Source organism: Streptomyces poonensis (assembly GCF_014650915.1).
In the GTDB taxonomy this organism is placed as follows: domain Bacteria; phylum Actinomycetota; class Actinomycetes; order Streptomycetales; family Streptomycetaceae; genus Streptomyces; species Streptomyces poonensis.
The window spans coordinates 181,942-203,579 of the sequence record NZ_BMVW01000007.1 but is presented as its reverse complement, the minus strand read 5'-3'; the positions used below and the strand labels follow the sequence as shown (position 1 = coordinate 203,579).

22 protein-coding genes are annotated in these 21,638 nt (G+C 70.0%); 7 read left to right on the top strand and 15 right to left on the bottom strand.

Going from position 1 to position 21,638, the window contains the following annotated elements; translation table 11 throughout:
* Positions 1 to 37: 37 nt before the first annotated feature.
* On the top strand, positions 38 to 694 hold the full coding sequence (locus IE242_RS19555) for an SDR family oxidoreductase (RefSeq protein WP_189860998.1): 657 nt from the start codon (positions 38 to 40) through the stop codon (positions 692 to 694).
* 61 nt (positions 695 to 755) lie between these two features.
* On the opposite strand, the gene IE242_RS37795 is transcribed toward IE242_RS19555, so the two are convergent.
* Positions 756 to 962 (bottom strand): hypothetical protein, encoded by a 207-nt coding sequence (locus IE242_RS37795; RefSeq protein ID WP_229859143.1) that lies wholly within the window; start codon positions 960 to 962, stop codon positions 756 to 758.
* Positions 963 to 1,147: 185 nt separating this feature from the next.
* Here IE242_RS37795 and IE242_RS19550 point away from each other — a divergent pair, with 185 nt between their 5' ends.
* Together IE242_RS19550 and IE242_RS19545 are read left to right on the top strand one after the other, a co-directional pair.
* Positions 1,148 to 1,390, top strand: a complete 243-nt coding sequence (locus tag IE242_RS19550; protein WP_189860996.1) for a hypothetical protein — start codon at positions 1,148 to 1,150, stop codon at positions 1,388 to 1,390.
* A gap of 349 nt (positions 1,391 to 1,739) precedes the next feature.
* Positions 1,740 to 2,228 (top strand): YajQ family cyclic di-GMP-binding protein, encoded by a 489-nt coding sequence (locus IE242_RS19545; protein ID WP_189860994.1) that lies wholly within the window; start codon positions 1,740 to 1,742, stop codon positions 2,226 to 2,228.
* A gap of 163 nt (positions 2,229 to 2,391) precedes the next feature.
* Here IE242_RS19545 and IE242_RS19540 read toward each other — a convergent pair whose 3' ends face one another.
* Positions 2,392 to 2,658 (bottom strand): GlsB/YeaQ/YmgE family stress response membrane protein, encoded by a 267-nt coding sequence (locus IE242_RS19540; protein ID WP_189860992.1) that lies wholly within the window; start codon positions 2,656 to 2,658, stop codon positions 2,392 to 2,394.
* A gap of 252 nt (positions 2,659 to 2,910) precedes the next feature.
* Between IE242_RS19540 and IE242_RS19535 the strand changes: the two genes are divergently transcribed.
* Positions 2,911 to 4,179: an APC family permease gene (locus IE242_RS19535; protein WP_189860991.1), complete on the top strand. Its 1,269-nt coding sequence runs from the start codon at positions 2,911 to 2,913 to the stop codon at positions 4,177 to 4,179.
* Between the two features lie 76 nt (positions 4,180 to 4,255).
* Here IE242_RS19535 and IE242_RS19530 read toward each other — a convergent pair whose 3' ends face one another.
* From IE242_RS19530 to IE242_RS19470, 13 genes are all read right to left on the bottom strand, one after another.
* Complete coding sequence (locus IE242_RS19530) at positions 4,256 to 4,822, bottom strand: SMI1/KNR4 family protein (protein ID WP_189860989.1); 567 nt, start codon at positions 4,820 to 4,822, stop codon at positions 4,256 to 4,258.
* A gap of 115 nt (positions 4,823 to 4,937) precedes the next feature.
* Positions 4,938 to 5,333 carry a YccF domain-containing protein gene (locus IE242_RS19525; RefSeq protein WP_189860986.1) on the bottom strand — a complete coding sequence of 132 codons (396 nt, stop codon included), beginning with the start codon at positions 5,331 to 5,333 and terminating at the stop codon, positions 4,938 to 4,940.
* Positions 5,330 to 6,193, bottom strand: a complete 864-nt coding sequence (gene htpX / locus IE242_RS19520) for a zinc metalloprotease HtpX (RefSeq protein ID WP_189860985.1) — start codon at positions 6,191 to 6,193, stop codon at positions 5,330 to 5,332. Before htpX ends, IE242_RS19525 begins: the two co-directional genes overlap by 4 nt.
* Positions 6,194 to 6,414: 221 nt before the next feature.
* Entirely contained in the window at positions 6,415 to 7,926 is a 1,512-nt protein-coding gene (locus IE242_RS19515) for an NADH-quinone oxidoreductase subunit N (protein WP_189860983.1), read from the bottom strand.
* Positions 7,923 to 9,506 (bottom strand): NADH-quinone oxidoreductase subunit M, encoded by a 1,584-nt coding sequence (locus IE242_RS19510; protein ID WP_189860981.1) that lies wholly within the window; start codon positions 9,504 to 9,506, stop codon positions 7,923 to 7,925. Before IE242_RS19510 ends, IE242_RS19515 begins: the two co-directional genes overlap by 4 nt.
* 6 nt (positions 9,507 to 9,512) lie before the next feature.
* Positions 9,513 to 11,504 carry an NADH-quinone oxidoreductase subunit 5 family protein gene (locus IE242_RS19505; RefSeq protein ID WP_189860979.1) on the bottom strand — a complete coding sequence of 664 codons (1,992 nt, stop codon included), beginning with the start codon at positions 11,502 to 11,504 and terminating at the stop codon, positions 9,513 to 9,515.
* Positions 11,501 to 11,917 (bottom strand): NADH-quinone oxidoreductase subunit NuoK, encoded by a 417-nt coding sequence (nuoK, locus tag IE242_RS19500; RefSeq protein ID WP_189860977.1) that lies wholly within the window; start codon positions 11,915 to 11,917, stop codon positions 11,501 to 11,503. Before nuoK ends, IE242_RS19505 begins: the two co-directional genes overlap by 4 nt.
* Positions 11,917 to 12,678 (bottom strand): NADH-quinone oxidoreductase subunit J, encoded by a 762-nt coding sequence (locus IE242_RS19495; RefSeq protein ID WP_189860975.1) that lies wholly within the window; start codon positions 12,676 to 12,678, stop codon positions 11,917 to 11,919. The genes nuoK and IE242_RS19495 overlap by 1 nt, the downstream gene beginning before the upstream one ends.
* Positions 12,675 to 13,421, bottom strand: a complete 747-nt coding sequence (locus IE242_RS19490; protein ID WP_189860973.1) for a NuoI/complex I 23 kDa subunit family protein — start codon at positions 13,419 to 13,421, stop codon at positions 12,675 to 12,677. The genes IE242_RS19495 and IE242_RS19490 overlap by 4 nt, the downstream gene beginning before the upstream one ends.
* Positions 13,422 to 13,423: 2 nt before the next feature.
* A complete protein-coding gene (locus IE242_RS19485) occupies positions 13,424 to 14,392 on the bottom strand; it encodes a complex I subunit 1/NuoH family protein (protein ID WP_189860971.1) in 969 nt (322 codons plus the stop codon).
* Positions 14,389 to 15,774: an NADH-quinone oxidoreductase subunit C gene (locus IE242_RS19480; RefSeq protein ID WP_189860969.1), complete on the bottom strand. Its 1,386-nt coding sequence runs from the start codon at positions 15,772 to 15,774 to the stop codon at positions 14,389 to 14,391. The genes IE242_RS19485 and IE242_RS19480 overlap by 4 nt, the downstream gene beginning before the upstream one ends.
* Complete coding sequence (locus IE242_RS19475) at positions 15,771 to 16,613, bottom strand: NADH-quinone oxidoreductase subunit B (protein ID WP_229859141.1); 843 nt, start codon at positions 16,611 to 16,613, stop codon at positions 15,771 to 15,773. The genes IE242_RS19480 and IE242_RS19475 overlap by 4 nt, the downstream gene beginning before the upstream one ends.
* A complete protein-coding gene (locus IE242_RS19470) occupies positions 16,604 to 17,026 on the bottom strand; it encodes an NADH-quinone oxidoreductase subunit A (RefSeq protein WP_189861270.1) in 423 nt (140 codons plus the stop codon). Before IE242_RS19470 ends, IE242_RS19475 begins: the two co-directional genes overlap by 10 nt.
* A gap of 607 nt (positions 17,027 to 17,633) precedes the next feature.
* Between IE242_RS19470 and IE242_RS19465 the strand changes: the two genes are divergently transcribed.
* The 3 genes from IE242_RS19465 to IE242_RS19455 all read left to right on the top strand — a co-directional run bounded on the left by IE242_RS19465 (position 17,634) and on the right by IE242_RS19455 (position 21,615).
* Positions 17,634 to 18,845 (top strand): sensor histidine kinase, encoded by a 1,212-nt coding sequence (locus IE242_RS19465; RefSeq protein ID WP_189860968.1) that lies wholly within the window; start codon positions 17,634 to 17,636, stop codon positions 18,843 to 18,845.
* 386 nt (positions 18,846 to 19,231) lie between these two features.
* Positions 19,232 to 20,587 carry a sensor histidine kinase gene (locus IE242_RS19460; RefSeq protein ID WP_189860966.1) on the top strand — a complete coding sequence of 452 codons (1,356 nt, stop codon included), beginning with the start codon at positions 19,232 to 19,234 and terminating at the stop codon, positions 20,585 to 20,587.
* A 368-nt stretch (positions 20,588 to 20,955) separates the two neighbouring features.
* Positions 20,956 to 21,615 carry a response regulator transcription factor gene (locus tag IE242_RS19455; RefSeq protein WP_276530289.1) on the top strand — a complete coding sequence of 220 codons (660 nt, stop codon included), beginning with the start codon at positions 20,956 to 20,958 and terminating at the stop codon, positions 21,613 to 21,615.
* Positions 21,616 to 21,638: the final 23 nt, after the last annotated feature.

Below are 21,638 nucleotides of genomic sequence, written 5' to 3'. Positions count from 1 at the left end.
TCGGCGGATGGGCCCGTGCGGGCGTACGGTCGAAGACATGCGCATTGTCATCGCTGGAGGTCATGGTCAGATCGCGCTGCGGCTGGAGCGACTGCTCGCCGCGCGCGGCGACGAGGCGGTGGGGCTCGTCCGCCGTGCCGAGCAGGGCGACGATCTGCGGCAGGCCGGTGCCGAACCGGTGCTGTGCGACCTGGAGTCGGCCTCTGTCGAGGAAGTCTCGGAACATCTGCGGGGCGCGGACGTGGCTGTCTTCGCGGCGGGCGCGGGGCCGGGCAGTGGTGCGGCCCGCAAGGAGACGGTGGACCGGGCGGCAGCGGTGCTGTTCGCGGACGCCGCGGTACGCGCGGGCGTGCGCCGCCACATCGTCGTGTCGTCGATGAACGCCGACCCGAAGCACCCGGGCGACGAGGTCTTCGACGTCTACCTGCGCGCCAAGGGCGAGGCCGACGAGTACATCCGGAGCCTGGACGCCCTGGACTGGACGATCCTGCGTCCCGGCATGCTCACGAACGACGCCGGCACCGGTCTGGTCCGGCTGGAGGCCCACACCGGCCGCGGCCCGATCCCTCGGGACGATGTCGCCGCGGTCCTCGCGGAGTTGGTCGACACGCCTGCCACGGCCGGCCTGACCCTGGAAGCCATCAGCGGCTCGGCTCCCGTCTCGGTGGCGGTGAAGTCGGTGGCCGGCAACTGACGGCGGGAAAGATACTGACGGCTCAGGACGCTCGGCCAGCACACTCGATCAAAACGCGCGATCAGAACAACGGCAGCTGACCGGGGAACTCGGGCACGACATACCCGTCCAACGTCGGCTGGGCGGCCCCCAACTGCGCCGACGTGCGCGACCCGGGGCACGACACGAGCTCACCGCTCGCCCCGGGCGGATCGTGACGCGCGAACCGCCCGGCGACCACGGCGATCTCCCGGCGGCACACGGGGCAACTCCTGCGACGCGATGACATGGAGCCAGTGTGCCCCGTGCACGAAGGGCCGCATCGAACACGTCGACGAAAATCGACCCGCCCGACGGTTGCCCGCCTGGAACCTGCATGGCCGACAGTCGCCCACGCGAGCATGGATTGCCCGGCAGGGGGTATTACGGCACGGTTAGTCCTTCCGAGGGGGAGATCCGACGGGGAGGCTCAGGATGACCACACCACCCGGAGAGTGCGTCGTACTCGACATCCCGCAAGGACTGCGGCTGGACCTGCTGGGCCTCGTGGTCGAAGTCGGCCAGGTCCGCATCGTCGCCGACCGGGCAGGCCTGCTCGGCGGCCTCATCGCCTCCCTGACGTGCGGTGGGGGCGCAGCCGCAGCTCAGAGCCTCGAGGCGATGGCACAGATGCTCCGGTCCCAGGAACAGGCCGGAGGAGTCGATCAACGGCCGTAAGGACGGACGACGGCCATAGGGAACGAAGAAACCCCCTCCGATCTGCGTTTCCGCAGATCGGAGGGGGTTTTCCCCAGTGTGGCGGCGCCAGGATTCGAACCTGGGAAGGCTGAGCCACACCGCCGGGGTCGCTGCCTCTTCGAACCGCTTTTCGGCGGTGCTCCGTGGCAACGACGTAAACGATACCTGATGCACAGGGGTGCTTCGCCACTCGATTGATCGGCGCTCGGCGGGAAGCGGATGGCTAGGCTTATGCGGATGCGGCCCGGGACCTACACCGGGCTCGGCGGCCTCCCTCACGCACGCCGATCCGCACCCGATATTCACCCGATACAAGGAGCCACAGGACATGGCCGACTCCAGTTTCGACATCGTCTCGAAGGTCGAGCGGCAGGAGGTCGACAACGCCCTCAACCAGGCCGGCAAGGAGATCTCGCAGCGCTACGACTTCAAGGGCGTGGGCGCCTCCATCTCGTGGTCCGGCGACAAGATCCTGATGGAGGCGAACTCCGAGGACCGGGTCAAGGCGATCCTCGACGTCTTCCAGTCCAAGCTGATCAAGCGCGGGATCTCGCTGAAGGCGCTGGACGCGGGCGAGCCCCAGCTGTCCGGCAAGGAGTACAAGATCTTCGCCTCGATCCAGGAGGGCATCTCCCAGGAGAACGCCAAGAAGGTGGCGAAGATCATTCGCGACGAGGGGCCGAAGGGCGTCAAGGCCCAGGTGCAGGGTGACGAGCTCCGCGTCAGCTCCAAGAGCCGGGACGACCTGCAGGCCGTGATCGCCCTCCTGAAGGGCAAGGACTTCGACTTCGCCCTGCAGTTCGTGAACTACCGGTGATCGAGCCGGCGTCACTGCCGGAGGATCCGGTCTGAGTGGCCGGTCTCCCACCGGGCGGCCTTGTCCGCTTCACCGACAACGGCACGGGTCGGTCCGGCACCCCCTGGGGCGTCGGACCGGCCCGCGTCGTCTCACCTGCTGGCCACGGGTTCGAGGCACCTGATCAGCGGCGCGAGTGACCGAAGAGGATGCGGTAGGCGATCAGCAGGACGAGGGAGCCGCCGATGGCCGCCAGCCAGGTGGCACCGTCGTAGAAACTCTCGTTGATCGGGTGCTCGAGCCAGCGGGCGGAGATCCAGCCGCCGATGAACGCTCCGGCTATGCCGATGAGGGTCGTCCCGATGAGGCCGCCCGGGTCGCGGCCCGGCAGCAGGAATTTGGCGATGGCCCCGGCCAACAGTCCCAGAATGATCCAGCCGATGATGCCCATGCCGTGAACCTGCCCTTTCGTTCTCTGCTTGTGCTGTGCTCCTGCCCCGGCCGGGCTGTGCCCGAACGGTCCGTCCGTGTGTGACACAGAGGCCGCTCGGCTACCGGAGAGTCACAGCGGTCGCGCGCCGTCCCCCGCACCGTGCCGTCGCCGACTCGTTTGTCGAGGTCTTGTTCGTTCGTTGATGTCCTGTTATCGGTGAGGACGCCTGCACGGTGTCTTCCGGTTGCGCAGATCAGTAGGGTGCGGCGCATGACACAGCCAGGTGGGGAGCTCGGACTGCGGCGCACCCTCGGAGTCGGGGACGCGGTGGTCATCGGTCTCGGCTCAATGATCGGCGCGGGTATCTTCGCTGCTCTGGGGCCCGCCGCCCATGCGGCCGGTTCCGGACTGTTCCTCGGTCTGGGGTTGGCCGCCGTGGTCGCCTACTGCAACGCCATGTCCTCGGCACGGCTGGCCGCCGTCCACCCCGAGTCGGGCGGCGCGTATGTGTATGGGCGCGAGCGGCTCGGTGAGTTCTGGGGCTGTCTGGCGGGCTGGTCGTTCGTGGTGGGCAAGACGGCCTCCTGCGCGGCCATGGCGCTCACCGTCGGCGCGTACGTCTGGCCGGACCATGCGCACGGTGTCGCCGTCGCGGCCGTCGTGGCGCTGACCGCGGTGAACTACGGCGGTGTCCAGAAGTCGGCCTGGCTGACGCGGGTGATCGTGGCCCTGGTCCTGGCGGTCCTCGCTTCCGTTGTGGTCGTGTGCCTTACGTCCGCCGAGTCCGACGCCGGGCAGCTGGACATCGGGATGCCGTCGGGGGCCGACGGGGTGCTGCAAGCCGCTGGTCTGCTGTTCTTCGCGTTCGCCGGCTACGCGCGGATCGCGACTCTCGGCGGCGAAGTGCGTGATCCGGCACGGACCGTTCCGCGCGCGATCCCGCTGGCGCTGGGCATCGCGCTGGTGGTGTACGTCGCTGTGGCTGTCGCTGTCCTCTCCGTGCTGGGGCCGGGCGGGCTCGCGGGCGCCACCGCCCCGCTGGCCGACGCCGTACGGGCCGCCGGCGCCCCCGAACTCACTCCTGTGGTGCGGTTCGGTGCCGCCGTGGCCGCGCTGGGGTCGCTGCTGGCGCTCATTCTCGGTGTTTCGCGGACGACCCTGGCCATGGCCCGGAACCGGAATCTGCCCGGTGTCCTGGCCGCTGTGCACCCTCGCTACCGAGTGCCGCACAGGGCGGAACTGATCGTCGGCGCGGTGGTCGCCCTGCTGGCCGCCACCACGGACGTGCGGGGCGCGATCGGCTTTTCCTCCTTCGGTGTCCTCGCGTACTACGCCATCGCCAACGCGTCGGCCTGGACGCTGAGCCCTGCACCGGCGGCACGCATAGTGCCGGTTGCCGGACTCATCGGCTGCGTGACGCTGGCATTCGCGCTGCCGGGCGTGTCGGTGGCCGTGGGCGCCGCCGTCCTCGGCGCGGGTGCGGTCGCGTACGGGGCTAGGCGGTGGTGGGCATCGCGAAGACGGGCAGCGGCAGGCTGAGTTCTTGTGGCGGCCCTGTTCCTGTGATGGCTCTGTTTCCCATGAGGCTTGCGCGGCTCCCGTGGGCGCAGTTCCGTCACAGAGAACGCACGGCTCCCGTGCGTATGCGGAACTCGGTCCACGGTGCCATGTCCGTCCCGGCGTCGGGCTCGTCGTACCAGCCGTTGCCGTTGATCCAGACGTGCAGCCAGTCCGCCAGAGTGGGCGCATCCACGTACCAGGCGTCAGCGGCCCGGCCGGCGTTCGGCTCGTAGAGCAGGACCGTGCCGTCGGGGGTGCTGCAGTCCACGCACGCGTACATTCCGCAGCCCCAGTGGGATATCGGCAGGACTCGGTCGGGCCAGGGCCAGTCGGGGTCCTCTTGACCGCTTCTCAGGTTGGCGAGGTACTGGGTGACTGCGGCCGGCTCGGCCGCGGGCGGACTGTCGAGGAGGGGCAGCAGTCCGTATTCAGGGCCAAAACCCCCGTCGCCTATCCGCAGGTAGAGGGCGGCGAGCAGCGGCGGCAGGGGGAAGCCCAGGACCGACTCGGCTCGGGCGAGCGTGTCCGCGTCCGCGGGGTCGGGAAGTGCGGGCCAGCCCCATGGTCGGGTGGTACGGGCCTTTCCCGCCACCTTCCCCAGCAACTGCTCGGTCTCGGTCATGGATTCATCATGCCGCCCGGCACTGACAATCGAGCGGCCTGTGGATAAGTGAGCGTGCGCTCAGGCGAGTTGCTCCCCGGCGGCGCGCTCCTCTCCGCGCCGAGCGGGCGCCCTGCTACCAGCGCTGGCCGAACGCCTGGTCCGTGCGCACGATCTCGCGCCCCAGGGGCAGCAGCGAGACCGGGATCAGCTTGAAGTTGGCGATGCCCAAGGGGATACCGATGATCGTGACGCACAGGGCCAGCCCCGTGACGATGTGCCCGAGCGCCAGCCACCAGCCCGCGAGGACCAGCCACAGCACGTTGCCGATACAGGAGGGGGCACCCGCGTCACGGCGCTCGACCGCGGTGTATCCGAAGGGCCACAGGGCGTAGACCCCGATGCGGAAGGCAGCGATGCCGAACGGGATTCCGATGATCGTGACGCACAACAGCAGACCGGCGACCATGTAGGCGAGGAACAGCCAGAAGCCGCTCAGGAACAGCCAGATGATGTTCAGGATTGTCTTCACTGGTGACGACCTGCCATCTGCTCGAGCCGGGCGATGCGCTCCGCCATCGGCGGGTGGGTGGAGAACATCTTGGACAGTCCCTGGCCCGGGCGGAAGGGATTGGCGATCATCATGTGGCTCGCGGTCTCGATGCGCGGCTCGGGCGGCAGCGGAAGCTGTTTGGTACCCGCTTCGAGCTTGCGCAGGGCGCTCGCGAGGGCCAGGGGGTCGCCGGTCAGCTGGGCGCCCGAGGCGTCCGCCTCGTACTCCCTGGAACGGCTGATGGCGAGCTGGATGACGCTTGCGGCGAGCGGACCCAGGATCATGATCAGCAGCATGCCGAGGAGCCCGGGCCCGTCGTCGTCGTTCGAGCGGCCCACGGGGATCAGCCAGGCGAAGTTCACCAGGAACATGATCACCGAGGCCAGGGCACCGGCGACCGAGGAGATCAGGATGTCGCGGTTGTAGACATGACTGAGTTCGTGGCCGATCACGCCGCGCAGTTCACGCTCGTCCAGGATCCGCAGGATGCCGTCGGTGCAGCACACGGCGGCGTTGCGCGGGTTGCGGCCCGTCGCGAACGCGTTCGGCGCGTCGGTCGGGGAGATGTACAGGCGGGGCATCGGCTGGCGCGCCTGGGTGGAGAGTTCACGGACCATGCGGTACAGGGCGGGGGCCTCGAACTCGCTGACAGGCCGGGCGCGCATCGCGCGTAGAGCCAGCTTGTCGCTGTTCCAGTAGGCGTACGCGTTCGTGCCGATCGCCACGAGGAGCGCGACGACGAGGCCGGTACGCCCGAAGAAGCTGCCGATGACGATGATGAGTGCGGACAGCCCACCGAGGAGTACGGCGGTCTTGAGCCCGTTGTGCCGGCGGTGCACGGTACGCCCTCCAAGTCGTGCGGCAGGGGAACCCTTGCTTGCTGATGCTGTCGATGCCACTTCTCAGTGGACTCTTCCCTCCTGGTCAACGGCGGGGAGGAGGGACTAGTTCCCTTGTGCGCACTGGGGCGCCCCCTCCGCCTTCGGATGACCGGGCAGACGCCGCACGCGCGCGTGAGGGTCCGGGTTCCCTGCACGCGCGCGTGAATGCGGTCCGTGGCTCAGAAGAGGCCGGTGTCGGCGAAGCGCAGGACGAGCTGCGGTGCTCCGGAGAGGGCGATGCCCAGAATCCCGGTGAGGGCGATGGCTGCCGTCAGCGGGGCCGTGGCGCGGTACTTCTCGGGTGTGCCCTCGGGGGCCCGGAACAGCAGGGCCGTCCACTGGAGGTAGTAGAAGAGGGCGATCACCACGTTGACGGCCATGACCACGGCGAGCCAGCCGAGGCCCGCGTCGACGGCGGCCGAGAAGACGGTCACCTTGGCGAAGAGCCCGATGATGCCCGGGGGCAGCCCTGCGAGGCAGAGCAGGAAGAAGCCCAGGAGCAGGGCGGTGAGCGGACTGGCGGCGTACAGGCCCCGGTAGTCGCTGACGCGGTTCAGCGGCTTGGTTCGGGCGACCAGGGCCGCCACCGCGAAGGCGCCGAGGTTCACGGCGGCGTACATCAGCGCGTAGGCGACGGTGGAGCCGATCGGCTGCTGGGCGTCGTCGGAGTACGCGGCCGCCGCGATCGGCACGAGGAGATAGCCTGCCTGGCCGACTGAGGACCAGGCGAGGAGCCGTACCGCGCTGTACGCGCGCGTGACCTGCTGGCGAAGGGCACCGACGTTGCCGACGGTCATGGTGAGGGCCGCCAGAGCGGCGAGCGCCGGGCCCCAGACGTCCGCGTACGACGGGAGCGCGACGACGGTGACGAGGATCAGCCCCGAGAAGCCGACCGCCTTGCCGACGACCGACAGGTAGGCGGCCACGGGGATCGGCGCGCCCACATAGGTGTCGGGCACCCAGAAGTGGAACGGCACCGCGGCCGTCTTGAAGGCGAAACCGACGAGGGTCAGGACGACGCCGGCCTGGGCGAGCGTCTGAAGCTGTCCGTCGACGTTCTGGATGCCGTCGGCGATCTCGGTGAGGTACAGAGTGCCCGTGACCGCGTACACGAAGCTGATGCCCATCAGACTGACAGCGGTCGCGGTGACCGAGGACAGGAAGAACTTCAGGGCCGCTTCGGAGGAGCGTCGGTCGCCGTACCGGAGGCCGACGAGGGCGAAGGCCGGCAGGGAGGCGATCTCCAGCGCGACGATGAGGGTCGCGAGGTCGCGGGAAGCGGGCAGGAGCGCGGCGCCCGCGGCGGACGACAGCAGCAGGAACCAGAACTCCCCTTCGGGGAGTTCTCTGCGCGCGTCCTTCAGAGCCGTCATCGACAGCAGGGCGGCCAGGAGAGCGCCGCCGAGCACCAGGAACTGGATGACGAGCGCGAACCGGTCGGCGGTGTAGCTGCAGACGCCGGCGTCGCGAGCGAGGCAGAAGGTGGAGCGGTCGCCGTCCAGCAGAGGCAGCAGGGCCAGCACCGAGACGGCAAGGCCCGCGACCGACACCCAGCCGAGCAGGGCCTTCCTGTGGTCGCCCACGAACAGGTCGGCGACGAGCACGACCAGTCCGACGACCGCGGCGATGGTGGGCGGGGCGATCGTGAGCCAGTCGACGGACTGGACCACGGACTGGGCCAGGGAGCTCATCGGGTGCCTCCTGCGAGGAGCTGCTGCACGGCCGGGTCGGTCAGGCCGAGGAGCGCCGCGGGCCAGAGGCCGGCGACGACGGTGAGGACGACGAGCGGGGTCCAGGCCGCGAACTCGTACGTCTGGACGTCGGTGAGCTCCGGGCGGCTCCGGTCCTCGTGCGGCAGCGCGCCCATGCAGACGCGGCGTACGACGACGAGCAGGTACGCGGCAGTGAGGAGGGTGCCGAACGCGGCGATCGCCATGAACGTGAGGAAGGCCGGGCGGCTGAGACCGTCGGCGGGCCGGAACGCGCCGAACAGCGCCAGCATCTCGCCCCAGAACCCGGCGAGGCCCGGCAGCCCGAGCGAGGCCACGGCTGCGAAGGCGAGGAGGCCGCCCAAGCGCGGTGCCCGGCCGTAGAGAGCGGCGCCGGTCTCCTGGGCGAGGGTGTCGAGGTCGGTCGTGCCGGTGCGGTCCTTCAACGCGCCGACCAGGAAGAACAGCAGGCCGGTGATGAGGCCGTGGGCGATGTTCGCGAAGAGGGCGCCGTTCACTCCGGTCGGGGTCATCGTGGCGATGCCGAGCAGGACGAAGCCCATGTGGCCGACGGAGGAGTACGCGATGAGGCGCTTGAGGTCGCCCTTCGCGCCCTGCCGGGCGAGAGCGAGGCAGGCCAGGGAACCGTAGATGATGCCGACGACCGCGAAGGCCGCGAGGTACGGGGCGAAGGTGCGGAAGCCGTCGGGTGCGACCGGCAGCAGGATCCGGACGAAACCGTACGTACCCATCTTGAGCAGGACACCGGCCAGCAGGACGGAACCGACGGTCGGCGCGGCGGTGTGGGCGTCCGGGAGCCAGCTGTGCAACGGCCACATCGGCGTCTTGACCGCGAGCCCTACACCGATCGCCAGAACGGCGATGACCTGCACGGATGTGGTGAGCGACCGGCCGTTGTCAGTGGCGAGTGCCACCATGTCGAACGTGTCCGCCTTGAGTCCGATCAGGAGCAGGCCCAGCAGCATGAGCACGGAACCGAGCAGTGTGTAGAGGATGAACTTCCAGGCGGCCCGGGTCCGCTCCGCACCGCCCCAGCGGGCGATGAGGAAGTACATCGGGATGAGCACCGTCTCGAACGCCAGGAAGAACAGCAGCAGGTCGAGGACGGCGAAGGTCGCGAGGGTGCCGGACTCGAGGACGAGCAGCAGCGCCACGAAGGCCTTCGGTGCCGGGCCCGCGGGCGGCTTGAAGTACGAGTACAGCGCGCAGAGGAAGGTCAGCAGCGCGGTCAGGACCAGGAGGGGGAGGGAAATGCCGTCGACGCCCAGGTGGATGCGCACGTCGAGTGCGGGGATCCAGCTGATGTCCGTGCTGGCCTGCATCCTCGACGGGTGGTCGTGGTCGAAGCCGAGCGCGAGCACGACCATGGCGATGAGGATCGCGCCGGTCACGGTCACGCCGTGGCGTAGCACGGCCTGCTCCGGTGACTTCCCCTTCAGCCCGGGCGGGGCCGGCAGGAGGGCGGCGACCGCTCCGAGGAGCGGGCCGACGACGATCAATGCCAGAAGGAACTGCATCACGGACTCGCTGATATCGATCACGCCTGCTCACGCTCCCGTGGCGACGAGGAGGGCGGCGACCACCAGGACGACGGTGCCGGCGAGCAGCGCGCTCACATAGGTCTGCACATTGCCGGTCTGGGCACGCCGGACGGCCGCGCCGAGCAGGCGGGGTACGGCACTCGCGCCGCGTACGTAGGTGTCGACGACCTCGCGGTCGAGGAAGCGGACGAGACGCGCCGCGGCCTGGACCGGGCGGACGAAGAGGGCCGCGTACACGGCGTCGAGGTGGAAACCGGCGGCCGCGGGCCGGTGCAGCGGGCCGAGCAGCAGCCGGCCCGGGTCGGCCGGATCGGCTGCGGAGGCCACATCCCCGTAGGCGGGCGTGTGGCTCGCGATCGCCTCGGCCTCCACCTTGCCCGCGTCGGCCTCCGGGTGGGCGGCGACCGCACCCAGCGGGACGCTGCCCGCGAGGGCGGTGGTGTGCCGCCAGGTGCCGTACGTGACGAGTCCGCCGACCAGGGCGAGACCCGTACCGAGGACGGACGTGGTCAGGGTCGGGGTCAGGTCACGGCCGTCGAACCAGTCGGGCAGCACCCCGGTGGCCAGGCCGAACGCGATCGATGGCACCGCGAGGAGCCAGAGCACGGCGTTCATGGCGACCGGCTGCCTGCCGTGGTCAGGGGCTTCGGCCCCGCGGCCCCGGAAGGCGAGCAGCCACAGGCGGGTGGCGTAGGCGGCGGTGAGCAGGGCCGTGAGCAGGCCGGCGACGAGCACGATCCAGCCGACGGCGCCGGGGACGTGCTCGGCATGGCCGGTGGCCGCGTGCTCGGCGGCTCCGAGGACGGCTTCCTTGGAGAAGAAGCCGCTGAAGGGCGGGATCGCGGCGAGGGCGAGGAGTGCCACGGTCATCGTCCAGTAGGCGTCCGGGACGCGGGTGCGCAGGTCCTTCATACGGGACATGGCGGCCAGCGAGTTGGTGCCGGCGGCGTGGATGATCACGCCGGCCGCGAGGAACAGCAGCGCCTTGAAGGCGCCGTGCGACAGGAGGTGGAAGACGGCGGCACCGCGATCACCGACGGCGAGGGCGCCCGTCATGTAGCCGAGCTGGCCGATCGTCGAGTACGCGAGGACGCGCTTGATGTCGTCCTGGGCGAGCGCGGCGAGCGCCGAGCCGGCCATCGTGACCGCGGCCATGACGGCGAGGACGAGCAGGGCCGCCGAGGATGCGGCGAACACCGGGAGGAGCCGGGCGATGAAGTAGACACCGGCGGCGACCATCGTCGCTGCGTGGATCAGCGCGGAGACGGGCGTGGGGCCCGCCATCGCGTCGGGGAGCCAGGTGTGCAGCGGGAACTGTGCCGACTTGCCCGCCACACCGGCGAGGAGCAGCAGGGCGATGAGCGTCGGATGGTCGAGCCCGCCGCTCGCGACCGTGCCCAGGACGGTCGTGATGCGGAAGGACCCGGCGTCCACGGCGAGCGCGAACAGACCGATGAGGAACGGGACGTCGCCGAGCTTGGTGACGAGGAAGGCCTTGATCGAGGCGGCGCGGGCCTCGGGGGTCTCCCAGTAGTGGCCGACGAGGAAGTAGGAGCAGATGCCCATGATCTCCCAGCCGACCAGCAGCACCATCAGGTCGCCCGAGTAGACGACGAGCAGCATCGCGGAGGTGAAGAGGGAGACGAGAGCGGCGTACGAGGGGTAGCGCGGGTCGTCGCGCAGATAGCCCGTCGAGTAGATCTGCACGCAGGTGGCGACCAGGCCGACCAGAACGGCGACGAGCGCGGCGAAGCCGTCGATGTGCAGGGCGAGCTCGATGGGGATCGAGCCGGTGGGCGTGAGTTCCGTGGCGGCGTCCACGGCCCGGCCGCCACCCTGGCGCACGGCGACCAGCACGGCGAGGGCGAGGGCCGCGAGGGCCGGCAGGACGGCGAGGGGACGGACGAAGCCGGGGGCCGTGCGGCCCAGGAGCAGGCCTGCGGCGGCGCCCAGGAACGGAAGGAGGGGGACGAGGACGGCGAGGGTGGTGGTGGTCACGCGGTGGCCTCGGCCTTCTCGGCGGCCGTCCCGGTCGCGGAGGTCGCGGGGGCGTCGCTGTCGGAACCGTCGCTGCTGGGGCCGTCGTGCTCGTGGCCCTCGGCGGTGTCGCGGAGCTTGTCGATGTCCGCGGTGCCGCGGTTGCGGTGGACGGCGAGGACGATCGCCAGGCCGATGCCGATCTCGGCGGCGGCGATGGCGATGGTGAAGAGGGTGAGTGCCTGGCCGGAGTGCAGGGTCTCCTGGGCGGCCTTGCTGAGCCAGACGTCGAAGGCGACGAGGTTCAGATTGACGGCGTTGAGCATGAGCTCGACCGACATCAGGACCAGAATCGCGTTGCGGCGGGCGAGGACTCCGTACAGGCCCGTGCAGAAGAGGAGGGCGGAAAGCACGGCGGGGTAGGCGAGGTGCATCAGCGGGCCCCTTCCTGGGGCGAGGGCTGCCCGTTGGAAGCGGAGGAGCGCCCGTCGGAGGCTGAGGAGCGCCCACCGGGGGCGGGCGAGGGACCGTCGGAGGTCCCGCGGCTCGGGGTGGCTGCTCCGGTGGGGGTGCGCGTCGTGGTGCCGTTGCCGGGGGTGGGGCCGGTCGGAGTGGCGTCGGCAGAGGCGGCGCTGGTGGGGGTGGCCTTCGCCTTGCGGGACAGGACGATGGCGCCGACGAGAGCGGCGAGGAGGAGAACGGAGAGAGCCTCGAACGGGAGGACCCAGTTCTGGAAGAGGGCTTCGCCGGTCACCTCGGTGGAGCCCGCGGCGCGCCCGTCCAGATCGATCCAGGTCGTACGGAAGGCGTCGACGACGACCCAGACCAGAGCGGCAGCCGAGGCGACGGCCACGGCGAGGGCGGCCCAGCGGTTGCCGGAGTCGGCGTCCGGTGAGCGTCCGATGGGGGCTTTGGTGAGCATCAGACCGAACAGAAGGAGGACGACGACGGAACCGACGTAGATGAGGACCTGCACCCAGGCGATGAACTCGGCTGTGAGCAGGAGGTACTCGACGGCGAGGCCACCGAGGGCCACCACGAGCCACAGTGCGGCGTGCACCAGCTGCCGGGTGGTGACGGTGACGACGGCGGCGCCGAAGGTGACCAGGCCGACGAGGAGGAAGGCGATCTCCACGCCGGTCGGCGAGAGGAAACCTTGAGTGTGGGAAAGGCCGGCGGCCGCTGCGAGGGTCATTCCCGGTCCTCCTGCCGCGGCTGGTCCGTCTGCTGCTGGGAACCGCCCATCGGCCGGGTCGGCCGTTCGGCGGCTCGGGCCTGCTCGTCCGCGTGCGGCTCCGTCCCGGTCGGGGAGGTGGCCGAGGGCGGGGAGGGGGCGACGGGCTGAGCAGCCGCGGTCTCCTGCTGGGCGGCCAGCTTCTCGGCAGCCTTGCGAGCGGCGGCGATCTCCTTCGGCTCCTCCGCACCGGGGTCGAGGGCGGGCGGGGCCGGCACCGTCCACATCCACTCGCGGAGCTTGTCGCGCTCGTGGGTGAGGTCGCGGATGTCGGTCTCGGCGTACTCGAACTCCGGGGACCAGAAGAGGGCGTCGAAGGGACACACCTCGATGCAGATACCGCAGTACATGCAGAGGGAGAAGTCGATGGCGAAGCGGTCGAGGACATTACGGCTGCGCTCGCGGCCGCCCGGGGCGGCAGGCGGGACCGTCTCCTTGTGGGAGTCGATATAGATGCACCAGTCCGGGCACTCGCGGGCGCACAGCATGCAGACCGTGCAGTTCTCCTCGAAGAGACCGATGACTCCGCGGGTGCGGGGCGGGAGGTCGGGCTGCACCTCCGGATACTGCTCGGTGACGGTCTTCTTCATCATCGTGCGCAGGGTGACGGCCAGACCCTTGGCCAGGCCGGACCCGGGAATCGGCCGACGGGACCGCTCGGCAGACGTCGGCGAGGTGTGGTGGTCGGACAGCGGGCGGGACATCGTTACTGGATCACCACCTTGACGACGCCGGTGAGGGCGATCTGGGCGAGGGCGAGCGGGACCAGGAGGGTCCAGGAGAGCTTCTGCAGCTGGTCCTCGCGGAGCCGGGGGTAGGTGACGCGCAGCCAGATGACGACGAAGGCGAGGATGGCGGTCTTCAGCAGGGTCCAGACCCAGCCGAGGCCGTCAGCGCCCCAGGGTCCGTGCCAGCCACCCAGGAAGAGGACGGTGGTCAGGCCGCACAGGACGACGATCCCGGCGTACTCGGCGAGGAGGAAGAGAGCGAAGCGCAGGCCGGTGTACTCGGTGTACGCACCGAAGATGATCTCCGAGTCGGCGACCGGCATGTCGAACGGCGGGCGCTGCAGCTCGGCGAGGCCGGCGACGAAGAAGACGATCGCGCCGACGATCTGCCACGGCAGCCACCACCACTGAAAGGCGTCGACGATGCCGGGGAGGGAGACGGTGCCGGCCGCCATGGCGACGGAGGCGGCGGCGAGCAGCATCGGGAGTTCGTAGGCGAGGAGCTGAGCGGCGGTGCGGAGGCCACCGAGGAGGGAGAACTTGTTGGCGGAGGCCCATCCGGCCATGAGGGAGCCGAGGACGCCCACGCCCATCACGGCGAGGACGAAGAAGATACCCGCGTCGACGGCCTGACCGACCGCGCCCTCGCCCGGACCGATGGGGATGGCGAGGAGCACCAGGAGGTACGGCAGGAGGGCTACGGCGGGGGCGAGCTGGAAGATACGGCGGTCCGCTCCTGCGGGGACGACGTCTTCCTTCTGGGCGAACTTGACTCCGTCGGCGACGAGCTGGGCCCAGCCGTGGAAGCCACCGGCGTACATGGGGCCGAGGCGGCCCTGCATGTGGGCCATGACCTTGTGCTCGGTCTGACCCACGATCAGAGGAAAGGCGAGGAAGACGACGAAGACGACGAGGAGTCGCAGAGCGACGTCGAGAGCGTCGTTCACTGCGTGCCTCCTGCGGGGGCGTCGGGGGTCGGGGGGGCGGGGTCGGACGGCTCCGATGGTGCGTGTGGCGCTGGCGCTGGCGCTGGCGCTGACGTCGGCGTCGACGCCGAGGGGGTCTGAGGCGGGGTCGACTCGGTAGCGTGGTCCTGCCTTGGCTCGGGGTTCGGCTCGGGTTTCGGCTCCGGCTTCAGCTCGGGCTCGGGCTTCGGTTCCAACTTCAGCTCGGACTCGGGCTTCGGCTTTGGCACCGGCTTCGCCTCGGGCTTCGGCTCGGGCTTCGGCTCGGGCTTCGGCTCGGGCTTCGGCTCGGGCTTCGGCTTCGGCTCGGGTTCATCGAAAGTAGGGCGGGCATGGTGCCAAGGCGCGTCCGCGCTGCGGGGTGCCGTGGGGGCCTGCGGGCCGGGGCGCTCGGTGCGGGGCGAGGGCTCACCCGGACCGGAGGCCGGGCGCTGGCTCGCCGAGCCCTCGGAGGCACGGCGAGCACGTCGCGGCCCAGCGGCCGGGGATGCCGGATCGGTCGGCGGCGCAGGCTCGGCCGAGGGCGTCGCTTCCGGTGCAGCTGCGCTCCGGGCGCGCTGGCTGGCCGAGCCCTCGCTCGCGCTGCGCGAACGACGTTGACCAGCGGGAGGCGGCGTCGGCTCGGAGACAGCCGCCGCTTCCGGCGCAGCTGCGTCCTGAACGCGCTGGCTGGCCGACCCCTCACTCGCGGTGCGGGCGCGGCGTACCGGGCGGTCACCAGCGGCGCGAGCAGGTCGGGCAGGACGGTCGCCGGCCGCGCGGGAGGGGCGGTCACGGGTGGGGCGGGCCGGGGCTGGGGGAAGCTGGCCCTTCAAGGGGCCCCACTCGTTGGGGTCCGGCACACCTGGAGGCAGCATCTGACGGCGCTTGGGGCCGCCGTGGTCCGATTCGCCCGGCTCCTTGGCGCCCGGCCATGCTTTCGCGACCCGCGCAGCCAGGACGAAGTCTTTGCGCAGCGGGTGCCCCTCGAAGTTCTCGGGCAGGAGGAGCGGGTCGAGTCCGGGGTGGCCGTCGAAGGTCACGCCGAACATCTCGTGGGTCTCGCGTTCGTGCCAGGCCGCGCCCGCGTAGACGTCGACGGCCGAAGCAAGGACGGGAGCGCCGTGCGGAACCGTCGTGCGCAGGAGCAGGCGGCGCACCGGGGACAGGGCCACCACATGAGCCGATACGTGGAAGCCGGTGCCGGGCTCGTCGACCGCACTGAGCCAGTCGAAGTACGTGCAGCCCAGGCGTGAGTGGGCCGTTCGCAGTGCGTCCGTCCAGGATGCGGACGGGACGTCCACGGTGAGGACGCCGTAGGACTCCTCGGCTGCGGCGTCCGGGCCGAAGAGTTCCTCGACGGGGGCGGGGAGCCAGCCGGTCACCGGTCTCCCTCCCCTTCCGCGAAATCGGCGGACGCGGAGTCGGCGGACGCGGACGCGGAGTCGGAAGCGGCAGCGGATGAGGAAGGGGCAGCGGATGAGGAAGCGGAGATGGTGGCAGCGGAGGTGGTGGCAGCGGCCGTGGCGTCCGCCCCTCCCGGCATCGGCGACGGCGGGCGCACGAGCCCGCTCTGGAGAGCGGCCGTCGAGGGACGCACGCCGGTGCCGTTGCCGTACCGCTCCCCCAGGGATTCGCGTGCGATCTTCTCCTGAAGCTTCAGAATGCCCTGGAGCAGAGCCTCCGGACGCGGCGGACAGCCGGGGACGTACACGTCGACGGGGATGATCTGGTCGACGCCCTTGGTCACGGAGTACGAGTCCCAGTAGGGGCCGCCGCAGTTGCTGCACGCGCCGAACGAGATGACGTACTTCGGCTCCGGCATCTGCTCGTACAGACGCTTCACGGCCGGCGCCATCTTGTCCGTGACGGTGCCGGAGACGACCATCAGGTCGGCCTGGCGCGGGCCCGGCGCGAACGGGATCACACCGAGGCGGATGAAGTCGTGGCGGGACATCGACGCGGCGATGAACTCGATGGCGCAGCACGCGAGGCCGAAGTTGAAGACCCAAAGCGAGTAGCGGCGGCCCCAGTTCAAGACCACTTTCATCGGCTCGGGAGCGAGGCGGGCGAGTGCGCCCAGGCGCTTCGGCTCCGGTAGCAGCACTGGCCGAGAGGTCTCGGAGGCACTGGAGTCGCCGGAGATTCCGGAGGTGCCAGAGGTACCAGAGGTACCAGAGGTACCAGAGGTACCAGAGGTGCAGGTCGAGTGGGTCACGTCCATGCCAGGACGCCCTTCTTGTATGCGTACAGCAGGCCCACGGCGAGGAAGCCCAGGAAGACGAACATCTCCACCAGAGTCGTCGCGCCGTAGTCGCGGTCGGCGAAGACCGTCGCCCAGGGGAACAGGAAGATCGAGTCGACGGCGAAGATCACGTACAGGAACGCGTAGACGTAGTAGCGGACCTGAGTGTGGGCCCAGCCCTCGCCGACGGGGTCGACCCCGCACTCGTACGTCATGAGCTTCTCAGGCGTGGGCACGACCGGGCGCAGCAGGCGGCCCGCGGCGAAGGCGACAGCCACGAACAGCACGCCGACGACAGCAAGCAGTCCGACAACCGAATAGGACTGGAAGTAGTCCGACGCGATCACTGTTCCACGCTCCGCGACAGCGGCGACACCCGTCGGTTCCGGCACGTCCGTCCCTCGCTCCCTGACCTCGCCGACCTGGTAGACCTCGTACACCTGGTGCGACACGGCGAAACCGGGCTTCCGGCCTCTTCGGTCACTCCGGTCTCGCTCCTTGATACGCCATGTTCGACGATCTGTACGCACGGGAGTCTAGGCCCTGCTAAAGAGACGGTAAGCAGCCTGTCACGGCCCGGCATGCGGACGTTGTTCCGACGGGCTTGTGCCCAGCCGTACGGGACGCCTGTGAAGGGCGGGTTTCCCGCATTGGGGGAAGGGTTCCGCGGAGGGTGGGGTTTTCCCCAGGGTGTCCGGGCGGTCCACCTCATGGCGCGGCCCTGGTACCGACGGGCACGCTGGTGCCATGACCGCTCGCATCTCCGCCGATCCCGCACAGCCCAACGGCCCACAGGGGCGACCACCCTCCGGGGACGCTCCGCGGGACGAGCAGTCCCCGCCGCAGAGCCGACCCGCTTCGCAGGATCGGACTTCGCCACAAGAGCGAACCTCGCCGCGAGCGCAGACCTCGCCGCAGGAGCGGACCTCTGTGTACGGGCAAGGCCCGGTGCACGGACAGGGCTCGACGCACGGACAGGGCTCGACGCACGGACAGGGCTTGGCATACGGGCGTCGGGGTTCTTCCAGCGCACCGGTGTCCCCTCCGCTGCCGCCGGCCCGGTTCGCGTTCGGGGCGCAGACCTGGAAGGAGATCGCCCATCTTCTGGCCAATCTGCCGGTGACACTGATCGGTTTCACGTACGTCGTGAGCGTGCTGTTCACCAGCGCGCTCCTGACGGTGACCGTGATCGGTTTCCCGCTGCTCGCGGCCGCGCTGACAGGTGTCCGGCAGTTGGGGAAGCTGGAGCGGGCGCGGGCTCGGGTGCTGCTGGGAATACAGGTGGACGAGCCGAGCCGGCTGCCCTTGCGCAGGGGCGAGGGCGCTCTCGCGCAGTTGTGGATGGCCGTGAAGGATCCGGTGGGCTGGCGCACGATGCTGTACGAGCTCACACGGCTGCCCTGGAGTGTCGTGACGTTCACGGTCACTCTTGTGTCGCTGTTCGTGCTGTGGCCGGTGCTGCCGTTCATCGCACGCGGTCTGACACACGTGGACCGAGCCATGGTGCGCGGCCTGCTGTCCCCCTCGGAGCAGTTGGAGCGCCGTATAGCGGAGCTGGAGTCGGACCGGGGTGTCGTCGTCGACACTGCCGCCGCCGATCTACGGCGCATCGAGCGCGATCTGCATGACGGTGCGCAGGCCCGGCTGGTGAACCTCGCCATGGGCCTCGGGCTCGCCAAGGAGAAACTCCTGGAGGACCCCGACTCCGCGGCGGCGATGGTCGAGGAGGCGCACGGCGAGGTGAAGCTGGCGCTCCAGGAACTGCGGGACCTGGCACGCGGCATCCACCCCGCGGTGCTGACCGACCGGGGACTCGACGCGGCGCTGTCGGCGGTGGCGTCCCGCTGCACGGCGTCCGTGAAGGTGAGCGTGGACCTGGATACGCGGCCTGCCGCCGCCATCGAAGGCATCGCGTACTTCACGGTCTCCGAGCTCCTGCAGAACGTCAGCAAGCACAGTGGGGCCCGGTCCGCCTCCGTGGACGTGTGGCGGGCGGACGACCGGCTGCTCATCCAGGTCTGGGACGACGGCCGTGGCGGTGCCCGGCTGGACGGCGGTACGGGCATGGCGGGGCTCGCGGACCGGCTGGGCGCGGTGGACGGCCTGTTCGTCATCGAGTCACCGGTGGGCGGCCCGACCACGGTGACAGCGGAGCTGCCGTGGCGGGACCGAGGGGACGAGGGGACACGGCGAGCGTCCGCGAAGCCCTGAGGTGAAGGCAGTGAAGGCACAGAAAGCGGAGAAGGCGGAGAAGGCGGAGAAGACAGAGAAGAAAACGCGGGGCGAAGACCTGAGGCGAAGACCCGAGGCGAAGACCTGAGGCGAAGACCCGAGGCGAAGACCTGAGGCGAAGACCCGAGGCGAAGACCCGAGGCGAAGACCCGAGGCGAAGACCCGAGGTGAAGAGCTGAGGTAGGGAAAACCCCCCTTCCAAGACGCCGACGGCCTCCATGGTCCGTTTACCGCAACCCGAGCAGTGTGGAGCCAGGACGGAAACCCGGCGGATACCCGGCCGAAGAACAGCGGGACTCCGACGGAATGACGACATCCCAGGTGGGGGATCCCACTGCGGATCGCAGGAGAAACGGACGGCGGCGATGGCCACGGAGTACAGGTATGGGTATGGGCACGGGCACGGTAGCTGGGATGACGAGGTGTCCGAGGAGCGGCGACACCGGCTCCCGGCGGGGCTACGGGCACCGTTCGAGGCACGCAGCTGGCGGGAGCTCGCCTATGTGCTGCTGAGCCTGCCGGTCGCGGTGGTCATGTTCACGTACGCCGTGACCATGACGTCGCTCGGCGCGGGCCTGCTGATCACCTTCCTCGGTGTGCCGGTACTGGCCGCCGCGCTGGCGGGCTGCCGGGGGTTCGGGGCGCTGGAGCGGGCGCGGGCGCGCGGGCTGCTCGGTGTGACGGTGTCCGAGCCCGAGCCGCTGCGGACGAAGCGGGCGGGGATCACGGCCTGGATGGGTGCCGTTCTCAAGAGCGGGACCTCGTGGCGGCATCTGCTCTACGCGATCGTGCAGTTCCCGTGGGCCGTGTTCTCGTTCTCGGTGGCGCTGAGCCTGTGGACGTACGGGTGGGCGTTGCTGACGTATCCCTTGTGGTTCTGGGTCTTCCCGATGTGGGCGGGACAGGACGGTCTGCAGCTGTACGGCGACGAGACGCACAGCGTGTACCTGGACAATCCCTTCGAGATAACCGTGACCGCCGCGATCGGACTGCTGTTCACCCTGGCCACACCCTGGATCGTGCGGGCCCTGACGCTGGTGGACCGGTTGATGGTGCAGGGCCTGCTGGGGCCGTCCCGGCTGGTGACGCGCGTGGTGGAACTGGAGTGGGACCGGGGAACCGTCGTGGATACCGCCGCGGCCGACCTGCGGCGCATCGAGCGCGATCTGCATGACGGTGCGCAGGCCCGGCTGGTGGCGCTGGCCATGGATCTGGGGCTGGCGAAGGAGAAGCTGACGGACGATCCGGAGGCTGCGGCGCGCATGGTGGACGAGGCGCACGGCGAGGTGAAGACGGCGCTGCAGGAGCTGCGGGACCTGGCACGCGGCATCCACCCTGCGGTGCTGACCGACCGGGGACTCGACGCGGCGCTGTCGGCGGTGGCGTCGCGGTGTGCGGTGCCGGTGCAGGTGGACGTGGATCTACCGGCCCGGCCGGTGCCGGCGATCGAGGGAATCGCGTACTTCACGGTGTCGGAGCTGCTGCAGAACATCAGCAAGCATGCGCGGGCCACCCGGGCGAGCGTGGATGTGTGGAAGGTGGACGACCGGCTGATGTTGCAGGTCGTGGACGACGGGGTGGGCGGCGCCGAGGTGTCTGGGGGATCCGGGCTGGCGGGGCTGGCCGAGCGGTTGGATGCGGTCGACGGCATCCTGGTGGTGAACTCTCCGGTAGGCGGGCCCACTCGGGTGACGGCGGAGCTGCCCTGGCGCAACATGTAGGCATCTCGGAGGCGGGGGCGGCCGTGAGCACGCCCATTGCCTGCTTGAAAGCCTGCTCGCATGTACACCTCTTGCCCGGCCCGGCCCGCTCCTCGCTGCACCACCGCTCTTCTGCGCACCATCCGTCCTCCGGCGTCTCCCGCACTGGTCTCCAGCCTTCGTTCTGCGATGCGATGTCTCTTCTGCGCCCTCTGCCCCGCCGTTCCTACGGGCAGAGGGCGGTGCCGTGTGGCGGCCGTTCGCCTCAGTCGGCGAGGCAGTCGGCGAGTTATCCACAGGCCCCGTGGGAGACGGCGGATCGCGGGATACTGATGTGCCGAGGGGCATCGGACACACAGGGCTCGGGGGGCCGGAACGTGGAGGACAGGGTGCGGGTGGTCATCGCCGAGGACTCGGTACTGCTCAGAGAGGGGCTGACCCGGCTGCTGACCGACCGCGGGCACGAGGTCGTGGCGGGTGTCGGGGACGGGGACGCGCTGATCAAGACGATCACCGACCTGGCGGCGCAGGGCGAGTTGCCCGACGTGGTGGTCGCGGACGTCCGGATGCCCCCGACGCACACGGACGAAGGCGTCAGAGCCGCGGTGCAGTTGCGTCGACACCATGCCGAGCTGGGCGTACTCGTGCTGTCACAGTACGTGGAGGAGCAGTACGCCACCGAGCTGCTGGCCGGTTCCAGTCACGGGGTCGGCTATCTGCTGAAGGACCGGGTAGCCGACGTGCGTGAGTTCGTCGACGCGGTCGTGCGGGTGGCCCGAGGGGGCACCGCGCTGGACCCGGAGGTGGTCGCGCAGTTGCTCGGGCGCAGCCGGAAGCAGGACGTGCTCGCGGGACTCACCCCGAGAGAGCGGGAAGTGCTCAGCCTCATGGCCGAGGGGCGGACCAACTCGGCCATCGCCCGCCAGCTCGTGGTGAGCGACGGAGCCGTCGAGAAGCACGTCAGCAACATCTTCCTCAAGCTCGGCCTGTCGCAGAGCGACGGCGACCACCGGCGTGTCCTGGCGGTCCTGACGTATCTGAACTCGTGACGGGCTGACACCACGTCAGCTCT